Source organism: Streptomyces sp. NBC_01171 (assembly GCF_045039805.1).
Classification (GTDB): Bacteria; Actinomycetota; Actinomycetes; order Streptomycetales; family Streptomycetaceae; genus Streptomyces.
Genome location: NZ_CP108609.1, coordinates 4,351,981 through 4,375,710 on the forward strand (window position 1 = coordinate 4,351,981; position 23,730 = coordinate 4,375,710).

Annotated in this window: 21 protein-coding genes; 5 read left to right on the forward strand and 16 right to left on the reverse strand. The window is 73.9% G+C overall.

The genetic code is table 11. From position 1 onward, the window contains the following. Positions 1-208 precede the first annotated feature (208 nt). The 3 genes from ettA to OG448_RS20085 are packed head-to-tail and all read left to right on the forward strand — an operon-like array spanning position 209 to position 2,977. Positions 209-1,873 carry an energy-dependent translational throttle protein EttA gene (ettA, locus tag OG448_RS20075; protein WP_030813984.1) on the forward strand — a complete coding sequence of 555 codons (1,665 nt, stop codon included), beginning with the start codon at positions 209-211 and terminating at the stop codon, positions 1,871-1,873. 7 nt (positions 1,874-1,880) lie between these two features. Beyond that, the gene (locus tag OG448_RS20080; RefSeq protein WP_405555677.1) at positions 1,881-2,297 is read left to right on the forward strand and encodes an acyl-CoA thioesterase; all 417 of its coding nucleotides are present in this window, start codon (positions 1,881-1,883) and stop codon (positions 2,295-2,297) included. Then, entirely contained in the window at positions 2,294-2,977 is a 684-nt protein-coding gene (locus tag OG448_RS20085; protein ID WP_405555679.1) for a hypothetical protein, read from the forward strand. Before OG448_RS20080 ends, OG448_RS20085 begins: the two co-directional genes overlap by 4 nt. 51 nt (positions 2,978-3,028) lie before the next feature. Here OG448_RS20085 and OG448_RS20090 read toward each other — a convergent pair whose 3' ends face one another. Beyond that, on the reverse strand, positions 3,029-3,433 hold the full coding sequence (locus tag OG448_RS20090) for a globin (protein WP_030813992.1): 405 nt from the start codon (positions 3,431-3,433) through the stop codon (positions 3,029-3,031). Positions 3,434-3,529: 96 nt separating this feature from the next. On the opposite strand from OG448_RS20090, the gene OG448_RS20095 reads away from it, so the two are divergent. Beyond that, a complete protein-coding gene (locus OG448_RS20095) occupies positions 3,530-4,507 on the forward strand; it encodes a methyltransferase domain-containing protein (protein WP_405555681.1) in 978 nt (325 codons plus the stop codon). 9 nt (positions 4,508-4,516) lie between these two features. On the opposite strand, the gene OG448_RS20100 is transcribed toward OG448_RS20095, so the two are convergent. From OG448_RS20100 to OG448_RS20145, 10 genes are all read right to left on the reverse strand, one after another. Further along, positions 4,517-5,929 (reverse strand): FHA domain-containing protein, encoded by a 1,413-nt coding sequence (locus OG448_RS20100; RefSeq protein WP_405555683.1) that lies wholly within the window; start codon positions 5,927-5,929, stop codon positions 4,517-4,519. Between the two features lie 57 nt (positions 5,930-5,986). Next, positions 5,987-7,300: a vWA domain-containing protein gene (locus OG448_RS20105; protein WP_405555685.1), complete on the reverse strand. Its 1,314-nt coding sequence runs from the start codon at positions 7,298-7,300 to the stop codon at positions 5,987-5,989. A 161-nt stretch (positions 7,301-7,461) separates the two neighbouring features. Beyond that, positions 7,462-8,751, reverse strand: a complete 1,290-nt coding sequence (locus tag OG448_RS20110; protein ID WP_405555687.1) for a protein phosphatase 2C domain-containing protein — start codon at positions 8,749-8,751, stop codon at positions 7,462-7,464. A 2-nt stretch (positions 8,752-8,753) separates the two neighbouring features. Continuing rightward, a complete protein-coding gene (locus OG448_RS20115; protein ID WP_405558865.1) occupies positions 8,754-11,153 on the reverse strand; it encodes a tetratricopeptide repeat protein in 2,400 nt (799 codons plus the stop codon). A gap of 53 nt (positions 11,154-11,206) precedes the next feature. Further along, the gene (locus OG448_RS20120; RefSeq protein WP_405555689.1) at positions 11,207-12,514 is read right to left on the reverse strand and encodes a hypothetical protein; all 1,308 of its coding nucleotides are present in this window, start codon (positions 12,512-12,514) and stop codon (positions 11,207-11,209) included. 49 nt (positions 12,515-12,563) lie between these two features. Continuing rightward, complete coding sequence (locus OG448_RS20125; protein ID WP_405558867.1) at positions 12,564-13,598, reverse strand: glutamate ABC transporter substrate-binding protein; 1,035 nt, start codon at positions 13,596-13,598, stop codon at positions 12,564-12,566. A gap of 14 nt (positions 13,599-13,612) precedes the next feature. Further along, positions 13,613-15,028, reverse strand: a complete 1,416-nt coding sequence (locus tag OG448_RS20130) for a hypothetical protein (RefSeq protein WP_405555691.1) — start codon at positions 15,026-15,028, stop codon at positions 13,613-13,615. Between the two features lie 177 nt (positions 15,029-15,205). Beyond that, a complete protein-coding gene (locus tag OG448_RS20135; RefSeq protein ID WP_405555693.1) occupies positions 15,206-16,186 on the reverse strand; it encodes an N-acetylglucosamine kinase in 981 nt (326 codons plus the stop codon). Then, on the reverse strand, positions 16,177-17,442 hold the full coding sequence (locus OG448_RS20140) for a 6-phospho-beta-glucosidase (RefSeq protein WP_405555695.1): 1,266 nt from the start codon (positions 17,440-17,442) through the stop codon (positions 16,177-16,179). Before OG448_RS20140 ends, OG448_RS20135 begins: the two co-directional genes overlap by 10 nt. Positions 17,443-17,559: 117 nt before the next feature. Continuing rightward, positions 17,560-18,669 (reverse strand): mechanosensitive ion channel domain-containing protein, encoded by a 1,110-nt coding sequence (locus OG448_RS20145; protein WP_391292351.1) that lies wholly within the window; start codon positions 18,667-18,669, stop codon positions 17,560-17,562. A 289-nt stretch (positions 18,670-18,958) separates the two neighbouring features. On the opposite strand from OG448_RS20145, the gene OG448_RS20150 reads away from it, so the two are divergent. After that, positions 18,959-19,495 (forward strand): HNH endonuclease, encoded by a 537-nt coding sequence (locus tag OG448_RS20150; protein ID WP_030814019.1) that lies wholly within the window; start codon positions 18,959-18,961, stop codon positions 19,493-19,495. Positions 19,496-19,549: 54 nt separating this feature from the next. Here the strand turns inward: OG448_RS20150 and OG448_RS20155 are convergent, their stop codons facing one another. Genes OG448_RS20155 through OG448_RS20175 form a run of 5 tightly spaced genes read right to left on the reverse strand, consistent with a single transcriptional unit; the run spans position 19,550 to position 23,693 of the window. After that, entirely contained in the window at positions 19,550-20,158 is a 609-nt protein-coding gene (locus tag OG448_RS20155; RefSeq protein ID WP_405555698.1) for a hypothetical protein, read from the reverse strand. Further along, the gene (locus OG448_RS20160; protein ID WP_405555700.1) at positions 20,155-21,498 is read right to left on the reverse strand and encodes a hypothetical protein; all 1,344 of its coding nucleotides are present in this window, start codon (positions 21,496-21,498) and stop codon (positions 20,155-20,157) included. The genes OG448_RS20155 and OG448_RS20160 overlap by 4 nt, the downstream gene beginning before the upstream one ends. Further along, on the reverse strand, positions 21,495-22,265 hold the full coding sequence (locus OG448_RS20165) for an ABC transporter ATP-binding protein (RefSeq protein ID WP_405555701.1): 771 nt from the start codon (positions 22,263-22,265) through the stop codon (positions 21,495-21,497). The genes OG448_RS20160 and OG448_RS20165 overlap by 4 nt, the downstream gene beginning before the upstream one ends. Positions 22,266-22,281: 16 nt before the next feature. Continuing rightward, positions 22,282-23,127: a zf-HC2 domain-containing protein gene (locus OG448_RS20170; RefSeq protein ID WP_405555703.1), complete on the reverse strand. Its 846-nt coding sequence runs from the start codon at positions 23,125-23,127 to the stop codon at positions 22,282-22,284. Then, complete coding sequence (locus OG448_RS20175; protein WP_391291800.1) at positions 23,124-23,693, reverse strand: sigma-70 family RNA polymerase sigma factor; 570 nt, start codon at positions 23,691-23,693, stop codon at positions 23,124-23,126. Before OG448_RS20175 ends, OG448_RS20170 begins: the two co-directional genes overlap by 4 nt. Between the last annotated feature and the right edge of the window lie 37 nt (positions 23,694-23,730).

Consider the following 23,730-nt stretch of genomic DNA (forward strand, 5'->3'; position numbering starts at 1 on the left):
CCTGGCCCCGCTGGGCCGTCTCTGGGCCGTGCGAGGGCGCCCGAGGCCGACCGAGGACGACCGACAGTGACAGCCGAGCCGGAGCCGCTACCCGCGGAACCCCATGTCAGAGCGTCCTGGGGTCACGCGTTTCCTCCCAGGGGTGGCCGTACGGCAAGATGGGGTGTATCTGCCCACTGCCAGATTTCAAGTTGCCGGACGGTTTCTCTTGGCTGAGTTCATTTACACCATGCGCAAGGCGCGCAAAGCGCACGGCGACAAGGTGATCCTCGACGACGTCACCCTGAACTTCCTGCCGGGGGCGAAGATCGGCGTCGTCGGTCCGAACGGTGCCGGTAAGTCGACCGTGCTGCAGATCATGGCGGGACTGCAGCAGCCCTCCAACGGTGACGCCTTCATCTCCCCCGGCTACAGCGTCGGCATCCTGCTCCAGGAGCCCCCGCTGAACGAGGACAAGAACGTCCTGGAGAACGTCCAGGAGGGCGTCGCCGAGATCAAGGGCAAGCTCGACCGGTTCAACGAGATCGCCGAGCTGATGGCGACCGACTACTCCGACGCGCTGCTCGACGAGATGGGCAAGCTGCAGGAGGAGCTGGACCACGCCAACGCCTGGGACCTCGACGCCCAGCTCGAGCAGGCCATGGACGCCCTGGGCTGCCCGCCCGGCGACTGGCCCGTCACCACCCTCTCCGGTGGCGAGAAGCGCCGCGTCGCGCTCTGCAAGCTGCTCCTGGAGCAGCCCGACCTGCTGCTCCTCGACGAGCCCACCAACCACCTCGACGCCGAGTCGGTGAACTGGCTGGAGCAGCACCTCGCCAAGTACCCGGGCACCGTCGTGGCCATCACCCACGACCGGTACTTCCTGGACAACGTCGCCGAGTGGATCCTCGAGCTCGACCGCGGCCGCGCCTACCCCTACGAGGGCAACTACTCCACCTACCTGGAGACCAAGCAGACGCGTCTGAAGGTCGAGGGCCAGAAGGACGCCAAGCGCGCCAAGCGGCTCAAGGAAGAGCTGGAGTGGGTGCGGTCCAACGCCAAGGGCCGCCAGGCCAAGTCCAAGGCCCGCCTCGCCCGTTACGAGGAGATGGCGGCCGAGGCCGACAAGATGCGGAAGCTGGACTTCGAGGAGATCCAGATCCCGCCGGGCCCGCGTCTGGGCAGCATCGTCGTCGAGGTCAACGACCTCAACAAGGCGTTCGGCGAGAAGATCCTCGTCGACGGCCTGAGCTTCACCCTGCCGCGCAACGGCATCGTGGGCGTCATCGGCCCGAACGGCGCCGGCAAGACCACGCTGTTCAAGATGATCCAGGGTCTCGAGACGCCGGACTCCGGCGCCATCAAGGTCGGCGAGACCGTCAAGATCTCCTACGTCGACCAGACGCGCGCCAACCTCGACCCCAAGAAGACGCTGTGGGAGGTCGTGTCCGACGGGCTCGACTACATCAACGTCGGCCAGGTCGAGATGCCGTCCCGCGCCTACGTCTCCGCGTTCGGCTTCAAGGGCCCGGACCAGCAGAAGCCGACCGGCGTGCTCTCCGGTGGTGAGCGCAACCGCCTGAACCTGGCGCTCACCCTCAAGCAGGGCGGCAACCTGCTGCTCCTCGACGAGCCCACCAACGACCTCGACGTCGAGACCCTCTCGAGCCTCGAGAACGCGCTGCTGGACTTCCCCGGCTGCGCCGTGGTGGTCTCCCACGACCGTTGGTTCCTGGACCGGGTCGCCACGCACATCCTCGCCTACGAGGGTGACTCCAAGTGGTTCTGGTTCGAGGGCAACTTCGAGTCCTACGAGAAGAACAAGATCGAGCGGCTGGGCGCCGACGCCGCGCGTCCGCACCGCGCCACCTACAAGAAGCTGACCCGGGGCTGATCGCACCTTGCGCCACATCTACCGCTGCCCCCTGCGCTGGGCGGACATGGACGCGTACGGCCACGTCAACAACGTGGTGTTCCTCCGCTACCTGGAGGAAGCCCGTATCGACTTCCTGTTCCGCCCGGACAAGGACTTCCAGCAGGGCTCGGTCGTGGCGCGCCACGAGATCGACTACAAACGGCAGCTCGTCCACCGGCACCACCCGGTGGACGTCGAGCTGTGGATCACCGAGATCCGGGCCGCGTCCTTCACCATCACCTACGAGGTGAAGGACGCGGACACCGTGTACGTACGGGCCTCCACCGTCGTCGTGCCCTTCGACTTCGAGGGCCAGCGGCCGCGCCGGATCACCGCGGAGGAGCGGGAGTTCCTCCAGGAGTACCGGGACGAGTCCGCCGAGGAGAAGGCCGTCGCCGCATGACGGTGCTCCACCTCGCCGACGAGACGGAGGCGGCCGACCTCGCCGCCTTCCTCACCCGGCTGCTCCGCTACGACCGCGCGGCCGCGGTACGCCTCCAGGCCACCGGGACCGCGCTCGCCGTGTTCGGACGCCCGCCCTCCTTCGAGGTGCTGGCCGTCCGCGCGGTACGCCTCGCCAAGCCGTACGAGGACGGGCTGGACGCCGCCCTCGACATGACCGTCTCCGCCGGCGAACTGCTGGAGTCGGTGGACGAACGCGCGGCCACGGCCGTCGTACCCGCCGCCGTCACCGGGCCCCCGTGGGCCGGGGTCCTGCCGCCGCGCGGCGGCTGGCGGCCCGAGCCGGGGCTGCCCGGGCCGGCCGCACTGCACCGGACCGTGGCCCAGTCGGTCGCCGAATTCCGGGCCCGTACCGAGGAGTTGGCGCCCGAGGAGCGCACCCGCGCCGAGCTGGACCGGATCGGGCGGGAGATCTGGTCCCGCGAGGTCGGCCCCACCCGGCTCCCGGTGCGGGCCGTGCACGCGGCGCACTCGCTGGGCTTCCTGCGGCCCCCGGACCCGGCCACGGCCGAGGAGACCGGTCTGTTCTCCTCCGGGGCGTGGCTGCGGCTGCGCACCCCCTACGGGTCGATCGTTGTACGGCGCGCGGGCCTGGGCGCACTCGGCGTCACGGTGCGCTGAACACCCCGTTCACAGAGCCCCGTCCACGAAGACCCGCTCACAGAGCCCCGTTCACTCCGCCGTGTTGACCATCGACGCCGCCGCGTACGTCAGGTAGTTCCACAGCGTCCGCTCGTGCTCCTCGGACAGCTCCAGCTCGTCCACCGCGTCCCGCATGTGCTTCAGCCAGGCGTCGTGCGCGGCCCGGTCCACGGCGAACGGGGCGTGCCGCATCCGCAGCCGGGGGTGGCCGCGCTCCTGGCTGTAGGTGGTGGGTCCGCCCCAGTACTGGATCAGGAACAGGGTGAGCCGCTCCTCGGCCGGCCCGAGGTCCTCCTCCGGGTACATGGGCCTCAGCAGCGGGTCCTCGGCGACGCCCTCGTAGAAACGGCGGACCAGCCGGCGGAAGGTCTCCTCCCCGCCGACCTGCTCGTAGAAGGTCTGCTCCTGAAGCGTGCCACGTCGGATCTCGTTCACCCGTCCATGGTCTCAGACCGCAGGGCCCAGGACTCAAGGCCTAGGACCGGCCACCGTCCGCCGCTGCCGCCCCCGGATCGTGCCTACTGTGGACATATGGGCGCCTACGATTCCGAGCTGACCCGGGTGGCCGCCGAGGCGCGGGCCGCGCTGATCCGGCAGATCGACCGCGACGGCGCCTGGCGCACGGACCCGGTGTGGCGGGAGACGTTCGCCGAGGTGCCCCGGCACCTGTTCGTGCCGTACTACTACGTCGGCGTCCTCGGCGGCTACGAGCGGTACGCGGCCGACGACCCCGACCCGGCCGGGCGGGAGCGCTGGGCGCGCGGCGCCTACGCGGACGCACCCCTGGCCACCCGGCTGCACGACGGCGAGCTGGTCTCCTCCAGCAGCCAGCCCTCGCTGATGGCGCGGATGCTGGTCGCGCTGGGGGTCCGGGACGGTGACCGGGTGCTGGAGGTCGGCACCGGCACCGGCTACAACGCCGCCCTGCTCGCCCACCGCCTCGGCGACGACTCCCTGGTCACGACGGTCGACATGGAACCGGAGATCACCGAGCCCGCCCGGCAGCACCTGGCCGGGGCCGGGTACCACCCGGTGGTGGTCACCGGCGACGGGGCGCACGGGGTGCCCGCGCACGCCCCCTACGACCGGATCATGGCCACCTGCATGTTGCCCACGGTGCCGCGCCCCTGGATCGCCCAGTGCGCGCCCGGCGCCCGGATCATCGCCCCGCTGAACAACGGACTGCTCGCGCTGGACGTCGACGATGCCGGCCGAGCCGAGGGCCGCTTCCTGCGCACCGGCGCCTACTTCGTGCCGCTGCGCGGGGAGAGCGGGGCGCCCGCCCAGCCGGTGTCCACGCGCGGGCTGCCGGGGTGGGCGCGGGAGCAGGAGTCGTTCCGCTTCCTGCTCGGGCTCGTCCGGGGCGCCCTGGAGCCCACGCGGGCATACGTGCTGTGGGAGGACGCGGGCATGCCGGACCGCGAACGGTACGGCGTCACGGTCAGCGGCCCGCGCGCCTGGGCCTGGCTGGACGACCCGGAGGGCCGCCACGCCTGGCCGCTGCCGTGAACGTCCTGGTCAGCCGCGGTGGACGGTGATCGTCGTCCAGGCGCCCACGTGCACCCGGTCGCCGTCCTGGAGCGGTACCGGCACGAACGGCTGGATCGGCTCGTCGGAGCCGTTGACCGTGGTGCCGTTCGTCGAGTTCTGGTCCACGACCGCCCAGCCGCCGTCCGGCTGCTGCACCAGCACCGCGTGCTGGTGGGAGACACCCGGGTCCTCCGGCGGCACCGACAGGTCGATGTCCGGGGTGTCACCGGTGGAGTGCCGGCGGCGGCCGATGGTGACCTGGTTGCCGGTGAGCGTGCGCTGCTGCTCGGGCGAGTACGCGGGCAGGTTCAGGCCCGCGGCCTCGGGGCCCGAGCGCTGCATCATCGCCATGAAGTAGTCGCGGTCCGGGCCGATGGTCGCGGTCCAGGTCGCGGGGCCCTGCGGGGCCTGCGGAGCCTGGGGGTAGCCCTGGTTCTGGCCGGTGCCGGGCTGCGGGTATCCGTAGCCGCCACCGGGACCGCCGGACGGGCCGTTGTTCGACGGCGGCGGGGGGATCACCCAGTCGTCGTCGGCGAAGGACGGGCCGCCGGCCGGGGTGCGGCCGGTCTCCTGCGGGAAGCCGGACGGCGCGGACGGCGGAGGAGCCTGCCGGGAGGGGGCGGCGCCGAAGGCGGAGGGCTCACGCCCGAACGGCGGGGGACCCGAGGGGCCGCCCTGACCGGACGGGCTGCCGGGGCCGCCGGGGCCACCCTGCGTGCCGGGGCCACCGGGACGGCCGGGACCACCCGGACCGCCGTAGCCGGGACCACCCGGACCCTGCGGACCCGGCCCAGGCCCTCCGGGCCGGCCCTGCGGCCCAGGACCCTGCTGACCAGGCCCACCCTGCTGACCCGGACCCTGCCCCGGCCCCCCGCCGAACCCCGGCGGAGGCCCCTGACGGCGCTCGCCGAACGGGGACGGACCGCCCGAGGTGGGCGGCGGCGGGGACGCCGGACGGCGCTCGTTGCCGAACGGCGTCGGGCCCGAGGGCTCGCTGTCGAACGGGGGTATCGGCTCGGCCGGCCGGTTCACCTGCGAGGGCCGCGAGCCCTGGTACTCGTACCCGTCACCGCCGCCGCCGAAGGGCTGGCTCGGCGGCTGGTAGCGGGGCTGCTGCTGCCGGGGCGGGGCCGCCGGGGTGTACGAGGTGGCGGTGTTGGTCAGGAAGTTCCACCGGCACTCCTCGCAGAAGGGCGCGCCGCCCTCGCGGGGCGTACGGCACTGCGGGCACAGCTCGGCCTGTGCGCCGGGGGAGGGGCGTCCCTCGGAGCGGGGCGGCGGGAACCCGTAGCCGCCGCCGGACGGGGGCGGGGGCGGAGGCACGGCACCGGCCATGCGGTGACCGCAGACCTCGCACCAGTCGTCGGAACCCGACTGGTGTCCGTTCGGGCAGGTCGGCATGTCGGTGGTACCCCTTCTGCTGAGGTATCGGTGTCTACAGGGTCCCTGTCACCAGGGTCACTTCTTGACGCGAACAGTCTTCGTGGACCGGGTCTCGAGGGTCATCTCGTCGGCCTCCGCGACCTTCGCCTTCAACCGCACAGTACCGGTCGGGGCGTCGACCACGTCCACCACCTTCGCAAGCAGTTTCGCAGTATCGGCGTTCCCCGACACCCCCGCCAACTGAACGGCACGTCCCAGTTTGGCCGTTGCTCCATCCATATCGCCCGCTTTGCGGAGATCCAGCCCTTCCTGGATGGCCTGCGCCAGTTCGGCCTGGCCGGTGTAGTGGGCGACTTGGGAGTTGAGTGAGGTGGAGGCCGCCATGTCGTCGGTCCACACCGCCCGTACGAGTCCCTGGGCGCCGAGGTTCTGTACCTCTCTGTCCGGTTGGGCCGCCACCAGGGACACCCGGGCGGCGAGCATCTCCTGGCCCAGTCCGGCCGCCGGGACCTCCACGCAGAGGTGGTAGTCGCGGGACTCGTCGCCCCAGGAACCGGTGGGGTAGTCCCCGGCACGCGGGCCCGCCTCGGTGCGCCGGTCGGTCAACTCCTCGACCGTGGGCGCCACTTGCTTGACGAACTTGATGCGCGTGCCGACCGGCGTCCACACCCGCAGGGCGACGTCGGCGACCTCCTTGCCCATCGTCGACTCCATGATGCGGGTGAAGTCCTCGGTGAGCCGGGCCGGATCGGCGACGATGTCGGCGGTGCCGAGCAACGCCGAGGCGACGCCTGTGACTTCTTTCACTTCCCAGTCGGTGCCCACGCCCCGCGCGTCACAGGTGAACCGCCCCGCGCACGCGTCGAGGGTCTCCTTCAGCTCCGCCGCCGACTCGTGCTCGTTGCGTCCGTCGGTCAGCAGGATGCCGTGCCGGATCGACACGTCCGCCCCGGCCAGCAGCCGGTCCGCCAGCCGCAGCCAGGTGCCGATCGCGGTGCCGCCGCCCGCGCTCAGCCTGCGCAGCGCCTGCTTGGCCTGGGCGCGGGTGGTCGGGCCGGCCACCGCGAGCCGGCCGCCGCCCGGATAGACCTCGCGGGCGACATGCGTTCCGTCGACGATCCCGAAGTGCACCCCGTCGCGCAGGGTGTCGACGGCGGCGGCGGTGGCGTCGCGGGCGTTGCGCATCTTGGTGGGCGGGTAGTCCATCGACCCCGAGCAGTCCACCATGAGCACCACGGCGGCCGAGGCGCCCGGCCCGGCGGGCGTGCCGCCGCCCTTGGCCGTCACGGTCACGATGGCGTTGACCTCGCGGCCGCCCTCCGGCAGGAACTCGTTCTGGTAGACGTCCACCGAGAACTGCGGCCCGCCCGGCTTGGCGAAATTGGCCATGCTGGTTCACATCCCCCTCGGACACGCCCCGCTCCCCGCGAGGCGGTGCGTTCGGGCGGACCGGTCCCCTCCGCGTCCGCCCGTCCTTCCCCGTGCCTGTCCGTGCTTCCCCGTGCGCGAGGCCGCCGCGTCCGCGCGCGGTCACCCGCGCGGCGACGGCCTCAGGCCGATCCTGCCCCCTGCGGCGGCGTGGGGAACGGCACGACGGCCACTGTTACGTTGTCGTGGCCCCCGGCGTCCAGCGCGTGCCCCACCAGCACCCGCGCCGCGTGCAGCGGGCGGGCCGCCGCGTCCGGGGGCAGCACCTCGGCCATCTCGTCGGGCGCCTCGGCGTAGTTCCACAGTCCGTCGGTGCAGACCAGCACCACACCGGCCCGGTCGGGCTTGAACGACGCGGTGTGCGGCTCCAGTTCGTAGGCGTCGGCGCCGAGCCAGCCGGTGATGGCGTGGGCGCGCTCGTCGGCGTACGCCTCCGCCTCGTTCATCAGGCCGGCCGCCACCATCTGCGCCGCCCAGGAGTCGTCCTCGGTCAGCCGGGCCGGAGGCGCGGAGCGGTCGTCCGGCACCCAGTAGGCGCGGCTGTCGCCGACCCAGCCGACCACCAGCAGGCCGGAGGCGACCACCGAGGCGACGATCGTGCAGGCCGGGGCGTTCTGGTGCGGGGCGTGCTCGCGGGCGCCGTCGGGCTCCCCGGCGAGCGCGTCCACGGCCTTCGCGGCCGCCACGATCGCCTCGTGCATCGCCGCCTGCGGATGCATACCGCGCGGCAGGGCCGCCAGCAGCACGTCCCCGGCGGCCCGCGAGGCGGCGGTGGACGCCTCGTCGGGGCGGGTCGCGGAGGAGACGCCGTCGCAGACCACGGCGAGCGCGGCGGGGGAGCCGTCGGGCAGCGCGGTGTGCGCTACGGCGAAGTCGTCCTCGTTGCGGTGGTGGCGCAGGCCCCGGTCGCTGATCGCGGCCACCGGGCCCGACTCCCGCTCCATGTGGTCGCGTTCGCGGGGCTGGGCGTGCCCGCAGTTCTCGCAGTAGCCGTCGCCGTCCACCCGGCCCGCGCGGCAGGCCACGCACACCTGCGCGGGGGCCTCGGCACGCGGGTCGGGTGCCTGGAGCGGGTACTCCTCGGGCTCGCTGGGCGCCGTGGACTCGGCGGGCCGGTCGAAGCGCACCCCGGAGGCGGCTGGTTCGGGCGCGTGCAGCGGGGAGCCGCCGGAGTCGGTGCCGGGCACGTCGGCGGCCCGGTGGGTGCCGCCGGTGGTGGCCGGCTCCGGCTCGGGCCAGTCGACGTCCGCCTCCGGCGTACCGGTCATGGTCAGCGTCGGCTGGTCCGCGGGTGGCGCGGGCACGGCGGACAGGTCGTATCCGCACACGCCGCAGAAGAGGTCGCCCGGTTCGAGCGGCTCCGCGCAGCTCGGGCACTTGGGCAGTGCGGCCTGCTGGGGCATCTGTGACATGACTACACCCACGTCCGGGGGCGGTAACGGTTGGCCCGTTCCACCAGTTCGATCCTCTCCTCGCCGCCGGGCGCCAGCCGGGCCAGCGTGCGGTAGGCGCGCTCCAGTCCGAAGCGGAGGCCCCGCTCGTCCAGACCGCTGCCGAGCAGCACCCGCCCGCCGGTGACCGGCCGAGCGGTGTCCTGACCCCTGGAGAGTATCCAGTCCAGGGCGCAGCCGAGGACTTCGGCCGACAACCGCTCGCGTCGCGCCGGGTCCAGCCCGTACGCGTCCAGCGCCTCGACCTGGCCCGCCGCGGCGGTCAGGTCGTCCAGGAACGGTACGTCACCCGCGGCCGCCGTGCGTTGCCGCAGCCGCGCCCGCACCGCCGCGACCCGCGCGGCCGTGTAGTGGATGGACGACTCCGGCACCGATTCCAGCGTCCGTACGGCGCCCGCCCGGTCCCCGCTCGCCAGCCGCACCCGCGCCAGGCCGAACGCGGCGCTGACGAAGCTCGGGTCGGTCGCCCACACCAGCCGGTAGTACTCGGCGGCGTTGTCCAACTGGCCCAGCACCTCCGCGCACAGGCCGAGCGCCAGCTTGGGAGCGGCCTCGCCGGGAAAGGCGTCGTAGATCGCGTCGAAGGAGAGCGCGGCGCTCTCGAAGTCGCCGGTGACCAGGGCGGCCACGCCCCGGTACCAGACCACCCGCCAGTCGTCGGGCCGTTCCTCGTCCAGCCGGGCCAGTGTCGCCAGCGCGGCCTCCCGGTCGCCGTGCTCCAGCCGGGCGCGCACCCTGCGCAGGCGGGTCTCCACGCCCTGGCCGGGGGCCGCCTCCAGCGCGCTGAGCAGCTCGCCCGGCGCGGAGGCGCTCAGGCCGGCCAGGAAACCGGCGTCCGGGTCGTTCGGGTCGACCAGCGGCACGGGCAGCGCCAGCGCGGCGGCCGGGGTGTCGACCGGTCTGACCAGCGCGGGCGGCAGGGCCGGCGGACGACCCGGGCCGGGCAGCGCGCGGGCGCCGAGGCGGGACACCTCGCCGTCCAGCGTCGGGAACAACTGGGCGTCCGTGACTCGCACTTCGGGCCCGAACAGGGTCGACAGCGCGGGCCGGGCCTGCCCGGTGCTCAGCGAGACGACCTCGCGCAGCACGCCGGTGAGCTGGTCGGCCATCTCCTGCGCGGAGGCGAACCGGCGGGCCGGGTCCGGGTCGGTGGCGCGGACCAGGAAGCGGTAGAAGGACTCGTAGCGGCGGAACACCTCGATGGTGTCCGGGTCGGGCAGCGAGTCGGCGTAGACGGTGGTGTAGCCCTGGAAGTCGAAGGTGAGGACGGCCAGGGTGCGGCCCACCGTGTACAGGTCGCTGGCCGCCGAGGGGCCGACGTCGGCGACCTCGGGGGCCTGGTAGCCGACCGTGCCGTAGATCGCGGACTCGTCGTCGTCCATGCGGCGCACGGCGCCCATGTCGATCAGCTTGAGCTGGTCCTCCGTCTGGATGGCGTTATCGACCTTGAAGTCGCAGTACAGCAGGTTGCGGCTGTGCAGGTGGCCGAGCGCCTCCAGCGCCTCGATGCCGTACGCGCACGCCTGCTCCACCGGCAGCGGGTCCCGCCTGCCGTCCGGGGTGCGGCGCGCGTTGGCGATCTCCTTCAGCGACTTGCCGCCGACGTACTCCATGACGATGTAGCCGTCGAGCGAGCCGGTGCGCTGGTCGAGGTGCTCGACGAAGTTGTAGATCCGGACGATGCCCGCGTGCTCGATCTCCGCGAGGAACCGGCGTTCGGAGATCGCCGCCGCCATCGCGTCCTGGTCACCGGTGTCCAGCAGGCCCTTGAGCACCACCCAGCGGTCCGACACCGCCCGGTCCACCGCGAGGTAGATCCAGCCGAGCCCCCCGTGCGCGAGACACCCCGCCACCTCGTACTGCCCGTGCACGATGTCCCCGGCGCGCAGCTTGGGCACGAAGGAGTACGGGTGCCCGCACTTGGTGCAGAACCCCTCGGTACGCCCCGGCCGTTCCCCGCGCGCCCGGCCCACCGGCGCCCCGCAGTCCGAGCGGGAGCAGTACCGCTTGCGCTCGGGCACCTCCGGGTTGTCCAGCACCATTGCGCGCGGGTCGGGCCTCGGCACCTGCGGCACCACGACCAGCCCGGCGCCCAGCCGCCCGCGTCCCGAGGGACCGGAGGCCGAGCCCGAGCCGCGCACCGACACCGAGCGGCCGCCCGGCTTGCCCGACAGCGAGCGGGAGAGCCGCCCCGACACCGAGCGCCGGGAGCGGGCGGACTGCGAGGAACTGCGCGTGGCACCGCCGTTGATCCCGGTCGGCGCCGAACCGACCGAACCCACCGGCTCCGGCGCCGGTCGGGCCGCCGGGGAGACCACGGGGGCCAGCCCGCAGGTGTCGCAGTACAGCTCGCCGCCGCCCATGTCCTCGTAGGCGCCCGCGCAGTCCGGCCGCTGGCAGGTGCGCCGTTCCTCGCTCACTCCTGGTCCCCCTCGCCGTCCTCGGGCGCGTACTGCTCCGGGACCCTCGGCGGGGCCAGCAGTTCGGCCGCCGCCTGCTGGTAGCGCAGTACCGCCTGTTCGGCCACGCGCAGGTCGCAGGGCGCGCTCCACAGCATCCGGCGGGCCGCGTCGTACCGCTCGATCAGCAGCCGGTCCTCGGCCAGGCCGTGCCGGGTGACCTTCGCCCGGTAGGCGTCCAAGCGGCCACGCAGCTCGGCGCGGACCGCGAGCGGCGCGGTGACGGCCGTCAACGACTCGCGGGCGCGCAGCAGTTCGTCCTCCGCCCGCTGCTCCAGCGACTCCAGCAGCGGGGAGAGGCGGTGCCAGCGGGCCTGGCGGCGGTACTCGGCCGCCGTCGCCAACTGCTCCTGGAGCACGGTCGGCGGGCCGCTCACCACCGGCACCTCGGTCGCGGCGATCTTCGCCAGCACCTCACCGCGCGCGGTACGCGCCTCGGCCAGGGTGCGGTCGGCGCGGGAGAGCACGTCCCGCAGCCGGATCAGCCGCTCCTCGGCGTCCTGCCGGACGGTGAGCACCGCCTCGATCTCCCGGCGTACGTCCTCCAGCGCCCGCGCCTCCCGGTCGTACACCGTGGTGTCCGGGCGGCCCCCGCCGGGTGCCGAACCGCCCCCGGTCGGCACCCAGTGCGCCAGCGGATCGCGGACGACCTCCTCGCGCAGCTCGGTCAGGGTTCGGGTGATGCCCTCCAGGTCGTCCCCGGAGGGGTGTTCGCCGGGGCGGACGCCGACGGAGTGGGCCAGCCTGCGGGTGCGCTGGAGTTCGGCGGCCAGCAGGTCGATGCGGGCGGGCAGCGCCGACCACACGGCGTCGGCGGCCACCACCATGTCCAGCGAGGACGCGTACAGCTCGTTCATCCGCTCCACCAGGGCGGCCAGTGTGAAGCTCTCGCTGAGCACCGCCGAGCCCGAGGGCTGGGCGCCGCCCGCCACCGTGACCGACTCCCCGCGCAGCAGGCCGGTCAGCTCCACCAGGTCCTCCCGGCTGGACCAGCGGCGCCGGGAGCGGATCTCGCGGGCCTCGCGCAGCGCGTCGGTGTACGCGTCGAAACAGGTCCACAGCAGGGTGATCGACGCCTCCGTGGCGGCCCACCGCTCCTTGGTCACTCCGGTCAGCTCGGCGCCCTCGAGGAGGCGGCGGCCGGCGTGGTCCTGGAGCGCGAACAGCGAGGTCTCGATGGCCTCGTGCTCCTGGCCGAGCCGCGCCAGCGCACGGTCCACCTCGTCCCGGTCCATCACCGGCCCGGCGGGGTCCGTGACGCCCATCGATCACCTCTCGCTGCTGTGTGGTCGGTCTGGCCCGTGCGTGCTTGCTTCAGCTCTCGCGCAGGTACTTCGGGGCGGGCGGTCTGGAGGAGCGCGCGTCCTCGCCCAGTGTGGCCGACAGCCACTTGTCGTACGACGCCTGCCAGCCGTCGGCCCGGTAGCCCACCAGGACGCGGTTGACGCGGCGCACCAGGTCGGTGGCGTCCTTCTTCATCGCCACGCCGTAGTACTCGGTGGTGAACGGCTTGCCCAGCACCTTCACCGTGGGGTCCTGCGCGGCCTGGCTGGCGGCCAGCGCGCCGTCGGTGACCACCGCGTCCGCCTCGCCGAGCTGGAGCCTGACCAGGCAGTCCAACTGGTTGGGCACGGTCGCGGAGAAGTCCGTGGTGGCGGGCAGCGCCTTGCGCTCGCGGTCCGCCTTCAGCTTGCCGTACGCGGTCGAACCGGCCGCCGTGCAGACCTTCTTGCCGGCCAGCGTCCCGTCGTAGCCCTTGATGCCGGAGGCGTCGGGGACGAGCAGTTGCTGGCCGGTCTTGAAGTAGGGCGCGGAGAACGCCACGTCACGCAGCCGGTCGCAGGTGATGGTCATCGTGCGGACCACCATGTCGACCGTGCCGTCCTGGATCGCGGGGATGCGCTGGCTGGTCGGTATCGCCTTGAACTGGACGTCGTCCGGGCTGCCGAGGATGTCCTCGGCGATGCGGTGGACGAGGTCGATGTCGAAGCCCTCCAGCTCCGCGCCCTCGGTGTTGGGATTGCGGTAGCCCCAGCGGTAGCTGTTCTGGTCGATGCCGACGATCAGCTTGCGCCTGTCGCCCTTGCGGGCCTTGATGGCGTCGATGGTCGGGCCGTCCGCGCCGGACGGGGGAGGGGTGCGGTTCTGCGCCGACGACTCCTCGCAGTCGTCCGCGCGGGCCGGGCTGCCGGTGACCAGGCTCCGGCCCACCGGTCCCGCACCGGTCGCCGGGTGCGCCTGGGTACGGGGCAGCAGCGTCACGAACGCCAGTGCCAGCGCGCACAGCACCGCCATCGCGCCGACCCCGCCCCAGCCGCGCAGCCGGGTGCGCATCCGCGCCGCCTCCATCGCCTGGCCCCCTGTCACCGGTACTCCGAAAGCCTGCGCCCGATGCCGAACACCGCGCCCGCCGCGCCCAGGACACCCAGCACGGCCGCGCCCTCGGGCAGCCCGGTCATGGCGTCCCGGCCGCCGGTGGCGGCCCGGTCGAACTCCGTCTGCTCATGGCCGAGGGCGCGGGTCAGGCTCCGGTCCACGCCGTCGAAGGCCGCGCCGGTGGTGTCGTCGGCGCCGATCACCTGGTCCAGTGCGAGCTGGTAGTTGCCCCGCTCGTCCTCGGTCCGGGCGGCCTTGTGCCGGTCCTTCCACTCGGCCGTGTCACCGAGGGCCGAGTCGACCGGTTCGCCGCCCTTGTCGTCGTCGGCGAGCCGCCGGGCCTCGGTGAGGCGGGCGTCCAGCGTCGCGAGGTCGCGGTCGAAGGCGTAGTAGTACGCGTCCTGCTTGGTGCCGTTCACCTCGACGGTCTCCGCTCCGCGCGCCACCAGGCTCAGGTTCTCGTTGCCGCGCGCCTTCAGGGCGGCGATCTGGGCGTTGTGCAGCACGTTCAGCGAGCGGATGCCGTGGTCGTAGGAGCCGAACAGCCCGGAGCGGGCCACGGTGTGGCCGACGACCAGCCACAGCAGCACCACCACGGTCGCGGCCGAGGCGGCGACCAGGCCGTGGTTCAGGACGCGGTTGGTGCGGCGGAAGTCCCGGTACTGGGCGAGCCCCAGCGCGGCCAGCGCGAGCAGGCCCAGCGCGATCGCCGCCCAGGGGTAGGGGGTGGCGTCCGCGTAGTCGGCGTCCAGCCGCTGGTTCTCCTTGGTGTACAGGTCCTGGGCGGCCGGGAGCATCTCCGTCTGCATCTTCTCGTTGGCGTACCGCAGATAGGCGCCGCCGACCGGGTAGCCCTGGCGGTTGTAGACGCGGGCCCGCTCGACCAGGCCCTTGTACTCGGGCAGCAGCCGGTTCAGTTTGCGGACGGTGGCCTCGGAGGGGGAGCCCGGCTCGGTGTCGGCGGCCGCGCGGACGAGGCCGGAGGCGGCGGTACGGATGTCGTCCTCGTACCGCTCCCGGTTCGCGGCGCTCTCCCCGGGGCCGGCCAGGAAGCCGGTGGAGGCGGCGGTGTTGGCGTCGGCCAGCGAGCGGTAGATCGCGGCCGCGCCCGAACTGAGCGGCTGGCTACGGGTCAGCACGTCGTCGGCGGCGGTCGCCCGTTCCCCGCTCTGCCACGCGGTGACGGCCCCGAACGCGACGACCAGCAGGGCGAGTACGGCCCCGATGACCCGCAGCCGCCCCGGCTCGGTGGTCGCGGCGTCCCGCAACCGCTCGGCCCCCTCGGCGAAGGCGGTGCGTCGCACGGGAGGCAGGCCGGACCGGCCGCGCTGGGCGGGGATGGCCGTGGTGGCCGAGGTGGCCGGCGGTGCGAATGCTGCACTGCTCTGCGGCGGTTGTGTCACCTGACCTCCCCCGTGGTCATCCGTTGGCCGCCAGTATCGCCGCCTACGCCCCCCTCCGCACCCGCCTTCACCGCATCTTGATCGGATCGGGGCGCGAAGCGGGGCTCTGCCCCCTCTGTTCAGAAACACGCGGAGTCAATCACCTTGGTTCCCCCGGTCGTTCCCGTAGGGGGTGGTTCAGGTGCGGCTGGGTTCCCAGGTCAGGCGGGCCCGTTCCAGTGCCTCGGGTGTCGCGCCCAGGTGGTCGAGGCCGAGGAGGGCGGCGCCGAGGATCGGGGGAGCGGTGACCAACTGGGCCTCCGCGAGCGGGGCTTGAGCGGTGAGGCGGGTGCGGATGCCCTGGTCGAGTTGGGGGTGGGCCGCCGCGAGGACGCTGCCACCCAGCAGGACCGGGGTCGGCTCGGTGAGGAGCTCCAGGCGGGTCAGGGCGACCGTGGCCATCAGGGTCACCTCCTCGGCCAGGCGGTCGATCAGGGCGTGCGCGACGGGGTCGCCGGTGGCCGCCGTGGCGAAGAGGACCGGGGTCAGTTCGTGGCGGCGGGCGGGGGCGAGCCGGCCCAGGTGGAGGGACTCGATCAGGGCCGCCGTGGTGGGGAGGCCGAAGTGGGCCGGGAGGGTGCGGGACAGCTCGGTCGGCTCGCCCCGGCCGTCCTCCGCGCGGGCCGCGTGCCACAGCGCCTCCTCGGCCAGCCCCCAGCCGCCGCCCCAGTCGCCGGAGAGGCGGCCGAGGGCCGGGAAGCGTGCCGTACGGCCGTCGGGGCACATGCCGACGCAGTTGATGCCGGCCCCGCACACCACGGCCACGCCACGCGGCTCGGCCACCCCGGCGCGCAGGATGGCGAAGGTGTCGTTGCGCACCTCCACCGACGCGCCCCACGCCCGCGCGGTCACCGCCGCCGCCAACTGCTCCTCCTCCACCGGGAGATCGGCGTTGGCCAGACAGGCCGAGACGTGCGAGACGTACGAAACCCCCGCCTCGGCCAGCGCCCGCTCCACCGGCTCGGCCAGCGCGTCCAGCGCCCGGTCCACGCCCACCACCGGGGGCCGGAAACCGCCGCCGCGTGCCGTGGCCAGCACCTCGCCGGCCGCGCCGACCACCGCCACGTCGGTCTTGCTGTTGCCCGCGTCGACGGCGAGGACGGTCCCGGTCACGCCCACGCCAGGTGCTCCCGGTTGTGAGAGAGCAGGAGGTCGGTGAGCGTCTCGGCGTACGCGTACTGGCCCACCAGCGGATGCGCCAGCAGCGCCCGGAACACCCGGTCCCGGCCGCCGCGCAGGGCCGCGTCCAGCGCGAGTTCCTCGTACGCCGTCACGTTCGCCATCAGCCCCGCGAACAGCGGGTCGACGCCCGGCACCGGAAGCGGCTTCGCCCCGGCCGGCCCGACCGCGGCGGGCACCTCGATCACCGCGTCGTCGGGGAGGAACGGCAGCGTGCCCCCGTTGACCGTGTTCACCACCTGGTACGGGCTGCCCCCGCCGCCCAGCAGGGCCGCCGCCACGTCCACGGCCGCCTCCGAGTAGAAGGCCCCGCCGCGCCGGGCCAGCAGCGCGGGCTTCTCGTCCAGCGCCGGGTCGGCGTACATCGCCAGCAACTCCCGCTCCAGCGCCGCGACCTCGGCCGCCCGCGAGGGCTTGACCCGCTGCTCGCCCACCACCTCGTCGTGCAGGTAGTAGTAGCGCAGGTAGTACGACGGGATCGCGCCCAGCCGCTCCAGCAGGGGGCGCGGCAGCCGCAGGTCGGCGGCGACGGCGTCCCCGTGCTCGGCGAGCAGCCGGGGGAGCACGTCCTCGCCGTCGGGTCCGCCGAGGCGTACGGCGGTCTCCCAGGTGAGGTGGTTGAGGCCGACGTGGTCGAGGTGGACCTGGCCCGGCTCGGTGCCGAGCAGCGCGGCGAACTTCCGCTGGAGCCCGATCGCCACGTTGCACAGGCCGACCGCGCGGTGCCCCTCCTGGAGCAGGGCGCGGGTGACGATGCCGACCGGGTTGGTGAAGTCGATGATCCACGCCTCGGGGTTGGTCCGCCGGACCCGCTCGGCGATGTCCAGCACCACCGGGACCGTGCGCAGCGCCTTGGCGAGGCCGCCCGCGCCGGTCGTCTCCTGGCCCAGGCACCCGCACTCCAGCGGCCAGGTCTCGTCCCGTTCGCGCGCCGCCTGTCCGCCCACCCGGAGCTGGAGCAGCACGGCGTCCGCGCCCGCCACCCCGGCGTCCAGGTCGGAGGTGGTGACCACCCGGCCGGGGTGCCCCTGCCGGGCGAAGATCCGGCGGGCCAGGCCGCCCACCAGCTCCAGCCGGTCCGCCGCCGGGTCCACCAGCACCAGCTCGGTCACGGGCAGCGTGTCCCGCAGCCGGGCGAAGCCGTCGACGAGTTCCGGCGTGTAGGTCGAACCTCCGCCGACCACGGTCAGTCTCACGGGCGACTCCCTCGCGTACGACGGGCTCCTCGGCCAGCAGGAACCTAGGCGCAGGCGGGAGAGTCCGTCAACGAAGCACGCCCCCGCGGTTCGTACCGCGGGGGCGCTCGGGGGCCGTTACTTGACCGGAGGCTTCGGCGTGGTGAGCGGGTTGCTCGCCAGGGACTGCGGGGAGGTGGAGTTGGCGAACGCCGAGGGCGCGGCGACGGTGGCCGAGGGGTCCGGGGTGTCCTCCGCCGGGACCACGGCCGTGGCACCGCCGACGATCGGGATGCTCGCCTTGTCGAAGGCCCGCTTGATCCGCCAGCGCAGCTCGCGCTCGACCGACACCGACTTGCCCGGCATGGTCTTGGCCGAGACCCGGATGACCATGGAGTCGATCAGGACGCTGTCCAGGCCCAGCACCTCGATGGGGCTCCAGAGCAGCTCGTTCCACGGCTCCTCCTTGCCCATCTTCTCCGCGACCTCGTCCAGCACGGACTTGACCTTGTCCAGGTCCTCGTCGGCGCGGACGGTGACGTCCACGTTGGCCGTGGCCCAGCCCTGGGAGAGGTTGCCGATGCGCTTGACCTCGCCGTTGCGGACGTACCAGATCTCGCCGCTGTCGCCGCGCAGCTTGGTCACGCGCAGGCCGACCTCGACCACCTCGCCGGACGCCACACCGGCGTCGATGGTGTCGCCGACGCCGTACTGGTCCTCGATGATCATGAAGACGCCGGACAGGAAGTCGGTGACCAGGTTCCGGGCGCCGAAACCGATCGCCACACCGGCGACACCGGCGGAGGCGAGCAGGGGGGCCAGGTTGATCCGGAAGGTGGAGAGCACCATCAAGGCGGCCGTGCCGAGGATGGTGAAGGACGCCACCGAGCGCAGGACCGAGCCGATGGCCGCCGAGCGCTGCCGGCGCCGTTCGTTGTTGACCAGCAGCCCGCCCAGCGCGGTGTGGTCCACCGCCTGCACGGTGCGGTTCATCCGCTCGATCAGCTTGGTGATGGCCCGGCGCACCACGGCGCGCAGCGCGACGGCGATGACCACGATCAGCAGGATCTGGAGCCCCATCGCCAGCCAGGTCGACCAGTTCTGCTCGACCCAGCTCGCGGCGTTGGCCGCGTTCTCCTGGGCGTCCTGGAGCGACGGCACGGCCGGGTCCGAGCCCGATGGCGAGGGAGACGGCGAGACTCCGGCGGCCAGCAGGGCGACGGGCAGGGACACGGCGGGTACCTCCATGGTGCTGCGGTCCGCGCCGGCGGGGGCGGGCAAGATCACGGAAAGGTCACCGGACGGACAGAACCACCACACTAACGGGGCATCGCGGGCCCTCTTGCCGGTTCTCCGGAGGCACCCTGCCCCGCCCGTGCCTGAACAGGCCATGCTGACCGGACGGCGCCGCTCATGTGGTCGAAAACACTTCGAGCCCGTTACCGGCACATGGTGGCGCTCGGACCAGGCATGAGGGGAGACTGAACCAGATCGTCCCGGCGCGAGCCACGCGCCGCCGACGCCCAAGGAGGCACCCGTGCCGCATGTCCTGGTCCTCAACGCGTCGTACGAGCCTCTCGGCGTCGTACCGCTCCGCCGCGCGCTCGTCCTCGTCCTGGAGAACAAGGCCGTCTCCCTGGAGGAATCCGGCGCCTATCTGCACAGCGCGTCCGTCACAGTCCCCGCACCCAGCGTGGTCCGGCTCAAGCGTTTCGTGCGGGTTCCCTACCGGGGGCCCGTTCCACTCACCCGGCGCGCGCTGTTCGCGCGGGACGGGGGCCGGTGCGCGTACTGCGGTGGCGTCGCAACCAGCGTCGACCACGTCATCCCGCGCTCACGCGGGGGCAAGCACGTCTGGGACAACGTGGTGGCCTCCTGCCGCCGCTGCAACCACGTCAAGGCCGACCGGCACCTGGTGGAACTCGGCTGGCGCCTGCGCCACCAGCCGGCCCCGCCCACCGGCCTGGCCTGGCGCATCATCGGCACCGGCCACCGGGACCCCCGCTGGCTGCCGTACTTGCAGCCCTACGGCGCGGACGCCGCCCTGGCCCGGATCGACGGCATCTCCGCCTGACGAGCCGGGCCCCGCGCACCCCGTGGCAGGCGCCGCACGGCTGGTCACGGGGAGTCAGCCCCGGGGGCCCTCGGCACGCGCCCCCCGGACTGCGTACAGCGCGGTGCCCAGCGCGAAGGCGGTCAGCGCGGCGGCCCAGGCCCCCGGCTGCGGGCCCGGCTGCATCGGCCACGCCCACACCGTGGCCGCGCGGCCGTGCGCCCCGGAAGAGGCCAGGTAGACGGCCGAGACGTATCCGAAGGCGGGCAGCCAGCTCAGCCGGGCCCCGAGGGCGACGGTGGCGAGCGCCGTGACCCCGACGCAGCCCAGCGTGTTGCGGATCATCGCCGGTGGCCCGAACGTGTCCGCGTGCCCGGCCACCGCCGGCGACAGCATGGCCGAGGCGAGTGCGGTGAGCGCGACGACGTGTGCCAGGCGGCGCCGCCACCAGGGGCGTACGGCCGTGCGGTCCAGCTCGTCCGAGGCCGTGTGCAGGCTCGCCCCGATCACGGCGGCGGCCAGCAGCGGGGCGAGGGCGACGACCGGCACCCGGCGGTCGGGGTCCAGGTAGGCGTCCAGGGCCCCGGCCGCCCAGACGGCGAAGCCGGTGGTCGCGGCGAGGGCCGCCAGGGACAGGGGGAGGGCGCGGGAGCGGGCGTAGAGCACGAGACCTTGGGTGCTCACAGGGACGGCACCCCCTCGGGAGCGCAGTCGGCGCGGGCCGCGAAGTACGCGGACAGCCAGGTCCGGCGCCGCTGCTCGTCCATCCCGGCCAGCTTCGCCCGCGCGGCGAGACGTTCCCGCAGGTGGGCTCGGGCGGCCGCGTCCCTCTTGGCGTCGAGGGCGTCGAAGCGGCTCTGGAACGGGTTCGGTGCCAGGTACGCCTGCACGGCCTCATCCGCGAGCTGCACGCGCGCCGGATCGTTCTCGCAGCCGCCGCGCCCGGACAGCGCGGCGACCGCCTCCCACGCGTACTGATCCGGATGGGTCAGCCGCCCCCGTACGACCGACCAGCCGAACGGCGCCAGCGTCGGCAGCGGGGCTTCGCCGGCGCGTGGATCGGCGCCCCGGTCCGACCAGCGCGCCGGGAGGCCGTGCACGCCGTGCAGCTTGCCGGTGATGCCGGACAGGGCCGCGCGGACCTCGGGGAGCATGCCGGAGTACCGGGCGTTGACGCAGACGGCGGGCGTGGTGGAGGTGTCGCACACCTGTCCGTGGGCGAGCGGGTCCGGCCGCCACAGGCCGCTCCCGCCCTGCACGAGCAGCGCGCCCGCGGTCAGCGCGGCGGCCAGTGGCAGCAGCGCGGTCATCCGGCGCCGGGCCGCGTACGCCAGGGTGAGGGCGAGGGCCAGGCCGAGCGTCCACGCGGCCATGGCCAGCGGCTGCCACCACACAGGGCGCGTGCCGGCCACGGCGAACGCGGCGGGATCGAGCGGGTCCAGGGCGCTCTGGCGCGCCGCCATCCCGAGCCCCGCGTACCCGACCACCCCGAGCAGCGGGGCCGCGAGGTGAGTGGGTACGGCCCGGCCCACCAGGTGTCCCAGCAGCGCCGCGGCCATCAGTGCGGCGGTGTCCCCGGGTACCCGGGTGAGGTGCGGATGGTCGCCCACGGAGTACGGCCAGGTGGCGAGCGCCGCCAGGGCGACGGCGACGAGGTAGCCGACGGCCACCCAGAGCGCGACCGGCAGAGCGGAGGCCAGCAGCCGGTGGAGCGGCGCGCGCACGGCCGTCCCCCACAGCTCCTCCGTGCGCCGCCGCCGCTCGCGGCCGCCCTGCCAGCAGCCGGCCGCGGCGGCCAGCGGCAGGGCGACCAGCAGCGCGTTGTGCGTCAGCGCGGCGGTCTCCGCCCAGCCGCCCTGCCAGTTCTTGGCGGAGGCGGCCTGCAACACCCCTAGCATCAGCAGCACGGCGGCCCCGGCGAGCGGGGCGAAACCCCTGACCGCTTCGGCGCGCAGGGGATGGGGGGCGCGGGTCTTCGGCGTGGCCGGGGCGGTGGCCGTGGTGGTGGCTGTCCTGGTGGTCATCGCACCGTCTCCCGCGCACCCGTGGCCCGGTGGGCGCGCAGCGCCGTCGTGTAGCCCCGCTCGATCGGATGGTCGCCGGGTCCGTCCGAGGTCTCGCCGAGCCGGGTCAGGGAGGCGGGGGTGCCCTGGTACGCGATCCGTCCCCCGTCCAGCAGGGCGACCTCCGTGCAGGCGGCCGCCACGTCCTCCACCAGGTGGGTGGAGACCACCACCGTGGCGGAGGCGCCCAGTTCGCGCAGCAGTTCGCGGAACTCCACCCGCTGCTCGGGGTCGAGGCCGGCGGTGGGCTCGTCCAGCAGCAGCACGCTCGGATCGTTGACGATGGCCTGGGCGATCCCGACCCGGCGGACCATGCCGCCGGACAGCGTCCGGATCTTCGCGTCGATACGGTCCGCCAGACCGACCCGCCGCACCGCACGCTCCACGGCGGCCGGGACCCGGTCCGCCGGTACCTCCTTCAGCCAGGCCACGTACGCCACGAACTCCCGCACGGTGAAGGCCGGGTAATAGCCGAACTCCTGTGGCAGGTAGCCGAGTTGTCGCCGTATCTCGGAGCGCTCGCGCTGGTCGGCGCTGTCCCGGCCGAGCAGCTCCACCCGGCCGTCCGAGGGGCGGGCCACGGTGGCGAGCACTCGGATCAGCGAGGTCTTCCCGGCGCCGTTCGGCCCGAGCAGGCCATGGACGCCGGTGCCCAGCTCAAGGTCGACGGAGTCGAGGGCGACGGTTCTGCGATGCCGGACACGCAGCCCGGTGACGCGGATGGACAAGGGATCTCCTTGAGGCTCAGTAAGTGCGGTCGTACGCGGTGCGGCGGGCCGCCAGCAGCAGGGCGCTCAGGGTGACGGCGGCCGCCCACGCGGACTGGGCCGGGGCGCCGTCGAGGCACCAGGCCAGCCGGGCGGCGATCTCGCCCGGCGAAGGCGCGAGCACCGCGCACAGCCAGCCGCCCGCCGTCACGGCGGAGGCGGTACCGAATCCGGCGAGCGGGCCCATCGCCAGGGTGGCCAGCGTCAGCGCCAGCCCCGGCAGCAGCCACGCGGCGGCGGCCGGGGCGCCGGAGGCCGGCAGCAGCGCGCCGGCGAGGGTCAGCACCGGCAGGCTCACCGCGAGCACAGCGGCCGTCCGGGTCAGGGCCAGCCGGAACCCGCCGCCCGGTGTGGACGCGGCCACCTCGTGCAGCGGGTCGGCGTGCGGGCCGTAGGACAGCGCGACCCCGGCCACCGGCACCACCGGGGCGATCGCCAGCAGCAGCGTCCGCGCCCCCGGGGCCCCTCCGGTGAGGCCGAGCAGCATGGCGCCCCCGGCCACCACCAGGAGGGCGACCAGCCACGCCCCGCGTACGGCGGGCCCGGCGGCCCAGAGGAGCCGGGTCCGGCGCGCGAAGGCTCCGGTTCCCGACCCCTGTGCGGGAACCGGAGCCACCTCCCGCCCCGCTGCGGCCAGCACTGCCGTCCGTACGTCCAGGAGCACCGTGTCCGCCGCCGTGCCCCGCACCGCACCCGAGACGCGGGAAGCGCACCTCGTACAGCTCTCCAGGTGCTTCTCCAGGGACCAGGCGTCCGGCTCCGGCAGGGAGCCGTCGGCGTACCGGGCGGCCTGGGCGTCGCTCACGTGCCACTGTCTGCTCATGCCGGGCCTCCCAGCGGGGACGGGTTCAACTGCGCCAGAGCGGCCCGCAGTTCGGTACGGGCGCGCCGGGCGCGGGACTTGACGGTGCCCTCGGGTATGCCGAGCAGCCGGGCCGTCTCGCGGGTGGTCAGGCCGTCGACCACGGTCGCGCGCAGCACCTCGCGCAGCTCGGGGGAGATCCGGTCCAGGGCGGTGCCGACATCGCCGTACTCCAGACCGGCCAGCACCCGGTCCTCGGCGGACGGCGCGGCGGCGGCCGTCTCCGGCTCCGGCGCCACCCGGGCGGTGCGCTCCTGGGCGCGGCGGGCGTCGACCAGGCGCCGGGCCGCGATCGTCCACAGCCAGCCGCCGGCCTCGTCGCCCCGGTGCGCGGCGGCCGAACGCCACACCGTGACGAAGGTGTCCTGGAGCACCTCCCGGACCACCTCCGGGTCGGCGCAGCGCCGGGCCAGCCGGGCGTGCAGCCACCCCGCGTGCCGGTCGTACAGGTCGGCGAGCGCCGCCTGATCACCCGCCGCGACGGCCCGCAGCAAGGACCCGTCGTCCTTCTCCCGGTGGCCCCCCATGGGGCGGAACAGTCTCACACCCCCTCTATCGCCCCGC